This window comes from Luteibacter sp. (assembly GCF_051958795.1).
GTDB lineage: Bacteria > Pseudomonadota > Gammaproteobacteria > Xanthomonadales > Rhodanobacteraceae > Luteibacter.
This window is the reverse complement of record NZ_JBQCFT010000315.1, coordinates 1-4,063: the sequence shown is the minus strand read 5'-3', so window position 1 is coordinate 4,063 and position 4,063 is coordinate 1. Positions and strand designations below refer to the sequence as shown.

Below are 4,063 nucleotides of genomic sequence, written 5' to 3'. Positions count from 1 at the left end.
CTGGTGCTGCGCCACATCATCAAGCGCGAGGACGTGCTGCGCATCGCCGAGAAAATCGTCCAGGCGATGGAAGTGCCCCTGCCTCTCGACGATGGCTCCGAACTCCAGGCGACGGTATCGGTGGGTATCGCCTTCTTCCCGGACGACGCGGTCGAGGGCGAGCTCCTGCTGCGCCACGCCGACGAGGCCATGTACGGCGCCAAGAGCCTGGGCCGCAACAACTACCAGGTCTACGCGGCCAACGTGGATACGGCCCAGCAACAGCAGGGCGAACTGAAGGCCCGCCTGCGCCACGCCGAGCGCAACGGCGAGCTGCGGGTGTTCTACCAGCCGCAGGTCGACGCGGGCAGCGAAGACATCGTGGGCATGGAAGCGCTGGTCCGCTGGGAGCATCCCGAGCTCGGGATGATCAGCCCGGGCTTCTTCATCCCGCTGGCGGAAGCCAGTGGCCTCATTGTTCCTATCGGCGAATGGGTGCTGCGCACCGCGTGCGCGCAGGCGAAAGCCTGGGAAGATCGCTACGGCATGGGCCTGCGCCTGGGCGTGAACCTGTCGGCGGTGCAGCTGATGCAGAACAACCTGGCGGCCGTGGTGGCCAGGGCGCTCGAAGACACCGGGCTGGATGCGTCGCTGCTCGAGCTCGAGGTCACCGAAAGCATCAGCGTGAAGACGGTGCCGCACCTGGTGGAAACCCTCGACGCGTTGCATGCCATGGGCTGCCGCATTGCCATCGACGACTTCGGCACCGGCGCCGCGTCGCTCGACTACCTGCGCCGCCTGCCGGCCGACCGGATCAAGATCGACCAGAGCTTCGTCCGCAACATCGGTGTCGATCCGGATGACGAAGCGATTGTCCGCGCCACCATCGACATGGCCCACCGGCTCAAGCGCGGCGTGGTGGCCGAAGGCGTGGAGATCGAGCAGCACCTGCAGTTCCTGAAGGCCAACGGCTGCGATGAGTTGCAGGGCTACCTGTTCTGCCGTCCGCTGCCCACGGTTACCTTCGACAAGCTCCTGGCTGAGCGCGAGCGCATCGTGGCCGAGGGCCAGGCGCTTGCGACGGGTTAGCTTGAGCTTCATCTGACGAACCGCATATTTTCGTCCAGGGCGCGCATGATTGAACTTGCGGGGCCCCGGCAGGTCTCATCTGCGCCCGCGACTGGACCGAATGATGTTGAGGAGACGGCCCGGATGGGCGAAAACGAACTGGATCAAGCACTTGTCGAACGCGTGCAACAGGGGGACCGCCGCGCCTTCGATCTGCTTGTCCGCAAGTACCAGCATAAGGTGGTCGCGCTGATCTCCCGCTATGTCCATGACTGGACGGAGTGCGAGGACATCGCCCAGGAGGCCTTCGTGCGCGCGTGGCGCGCGCTGGGCTCGTTCCGCGGCGAAAGTGCTTTCTACACATGGCTTTACAAGATCGCCGTGAACACCGCCAAGAACCACCTGGTGGCCATGGGCCGGCGCCCGCCGACCGGCGATATCGACGCCGAGGATGCGGTTTACGTCCCCGGCGCCACCCGCATGCACGAGAGCGCCACGCCTGAGCGTGAACTCATGCGGGAACAGGTGGAACAAACGGTGTTTTCTACTGTCCAAGCCTTGCCCGAAGAACTTCGGGTCGCGATTACCCTGCGCGAGGTGGAAGGCAAGAGTTACGAGGAAATTGCCGCCGCCATGGATTGTCCCATCGGGACCGTCCGTTCGCGTATCTTCAGGGCCCGCGAGGCCATCGATGAAAAATTGCGGCCGTTGTTGTCCGACCGCGAGGACCAGACCCCATGAGCGAAGCCAATCGGGAAATTCTCTCCGCCGGCATGGATGGAGAGCTGTCACGGGAGGAGATCCGCTTCCTGTTGCGCCGCCTTGAGGCCGATTCGGCCCTGGCGAACGCATGGTCGCGCTACCACGTTGGCCGTGACGGCCTGCGCCACGAGGCATTGCCACCGGTCTCGGCGGGTTTCGCCGATCGGGTCATGGCGGCTATCGAAGCCGAGTCGGCTCAGCAGGTCACGACCGTGGCCGCGCCGCGCCGTCGCTGGCTGCACTGGTCGGCAGGTGGTGCCATCGCCGCCAGTGTCGCGGTCGCCGCGCTCATGGTTTCGCAACCCGCCGGTAACCACGGCGCCGCGCCGGAGATCGCACATCATGCCGCCACGTCCGCCGGTGCGGATCTGGCCGATGCCGCGCCGGAACCAGCATCCGCCCCGGTCGCCCCGCGCTGGCTCACGGGTAACGTCGCTTCGCAGTTCACCCAGAAGGCGGCGTTCGACAGTTCCAGTGACGACGCGGCCACGGCTTACCTGCCGCGTTCCACGCCGTACCAGATCCAGCGCGCACATCCGGTCGATGCGCGTGATGCCAGCCGCGCGCAGTACCAGCTGCTGATGACCCGCCCGGATGGCACGCGTTACGCGCAGCCGCAAGCGGCGTCCGGCGCCCGCTAAGGCTCCCCGGTGCGCCGCCGTCCCCGGCGCGCCGTATCCCCCCTCTTTGTTAACCCCGTGCGGCGCAGCCGCCGCACGGGCAGCCATGCCTGAAAAATGAAGGAGGAACACCCATGGCATCCTGGCACGTACGCGCGCTGATCGGTGGCGCGCTCGTCTTGGCGAGCGTCGGCGCGCAGGCTCAAACCTTGCCCGATTTCACCGGCATCGTTGAGAAAAATGCCCCCGCGGTGGTTCACGTGGAGGCGAAATCATCGGGCAAGCCCGCGCAGAAGGGATCCGGCCGGGGCGCACAGATCGCACCCGATGACCAGGACGAACTGCTACGCCGTTTCTTCGGCATGCCCGGCATGCCCATGCAGCCACGCGAGCAGACCTCGCTCGGTTCCGGCTTCATCATCTCCGCCGATGGCTACGTGCTCACCAATGACCACGTGGTCGACGATGCCGATGAGGTGAAGATCCGCCTTCAGGATCGCCGCACCTTCACCGCGAAGGTCGTGGGCAAGGATCCGCAGTACGACATTGCCCTGCTCAAGGTCGATGCGAGCGCGCTGCCCACCGTCACCATCGGCGATTCGCGCAGCGTGAAGCGCGGCCAGTGGGCCCTGGCCATCGGTTCGCCGTTCGGCCTGGATGCCACGGTCACCCACGGCATCATCAGTGCCGTCGGCCGTAACCTCGGTAGCGGGGACCAGCCCTACACCTCCTTCATCCAGACCGACGTGCCGATCAACCGTGGCAACTCGGGCGGCCCGCTGTTCAATCTGCAGGGCCAGGTCATCGGGGTGAACTCGCAGATCTACTCCACCTCCGGCGGCTACCAGGGCCTGTCGTTCTCCATCCCCATCGACGTGGCCATGAACGTGGTCCAGCAGATCAAGGAGAAGGGCTACGTCTCGCGCGGCATGCTCGGCGTCACCGTGCAGCCGGTCGACCAGTTCGTGAAAAACCTCAACCTGCCGGACGCCAATGGTGCGCTCGTCGCCCAGGTCACGCCGGGCAGCGGCGCGGACAAGGCCGGGCTGAAGCAGGGTGACGTGATCCTCGGTTTCAACGGCACGCCGATCACCCAGTCGGTGGACCTGCCCCCGCTGGTAGGGATCACCAGGCCTGGCTCGATGGCGAAAGTGGACATCCTTCGCGATGGCAAGAAGCAGACGGTGGACGTCAAGGTCGGCGAACTGCCACGCGACAAGAACGCCCTGGCCGACGCTGCGGCCGGCGGCTCGTCGGGCGGTACCGCTGCGGCCCTTGGCGTGGCCGTGGAGGATATCGACGCCCAGACGCGTGGCGAACTCGGCCTGAAGGCCGGCGAAGGCGTGGTGATCAGCAAGATCACCGGTCGCGCCGCCGCCACCGCGGGCCTACAGTCAGGCGATGTCATCCTCATGGTCAACCAGAAGCGCGTCGGCAGCGCCAGCGCTTTCCGCGACGCCGTGAAGGGCGTGAAGGAGGGCGACACGGCCATGTTGCTTATCCGTCGCGACGACTCAACGCGCTTCGTCGGTATCACGGTGCCCAGCGACAAATAGCCGGGCAGGGCGGGCTACCCTCGGCGGTGGCCCGCCTTCCATGCGATAATGCGGGATTCGCACCGGCCAAGGCGGCCG

The 4,063-nt window shown here is 66.2% G+C and carries 4 protein-coding genes; all 4 read left to right on the top strand.

All coding sequences use genetic code 11. The features are described from left to right. Window positions 1-1,068 (top strand): putative bifunctional diguanylate cyclase/phosphodiesterase (locus ACTHLF_RS16350; protein ID WP_440328596.1); only part of this gene is annotated, 1,068 nt, incomplete at its 5' end. Window positions 1,069-1,191: 123 nt separating this feature from the next. Then, window positions 1,192-1,788: an RNA polymerase sigma factor RpoE gene (gene rpoE / locus ACTHLF_RS16345; RefSeq protein ID WP_440328595.1), complete on the top strand. Its 597-nt coding sequence runs from the start codon at window positions 1,192-1,194 to the stop codon at window positions 1,786-1,788. Further along, entirely contained in the window at window positions 1,785-2,450 is a 666-nt protein-coding gene (locus ACTHLF_RS16340; protein ID WP_440328594.1) for a sigma-E factor negative regulatory protein, read from the top strand. Before rpoE ends, ACTHLF_RS16340 begins: the two co-directional genes overlap by 4 nt. Window positions 2,451-2,563: 113 nt before the next feature. Then, window positions 2,564-3,985, top strand: a complete 1,422-nt coding sequence (locus ACTHLF_RS16335; protein WP_440328593.1) for a DegQ family serine endoprotease — start codon at window positions 2,564-2,566, stop codon at window positions 3,983-3,985. Window positions 3,986-4,063: the final 78 nt, after the last annotated feature.

What these genes read in the sequence shown, in the direction of transcription:
- rpoE (WP_440328595.1), top strand. Translation starts at nt 1,192, where the DNA reads ATGGGCGAAAACGAACTGGATCAAGCACTTGTCGAACGCGTGCAACAG.
- ACTHLF_RS16340 (WP_440328594.1), top strand. Translation starts at nt 1,785, where the DNA reads ATGAGCGAAGCCAATCGGGAAATTCTCTCCGCCGGCATGGATGGAGAG.
- ACTHLF_RS16335 (WP_440328593.1), top strand. Translation starts at nt 2,564, where the DNA reads ATGGCATCCTGGCACGTACGCGCGCTGATCGGTGGCGCGCTCGTCTTG.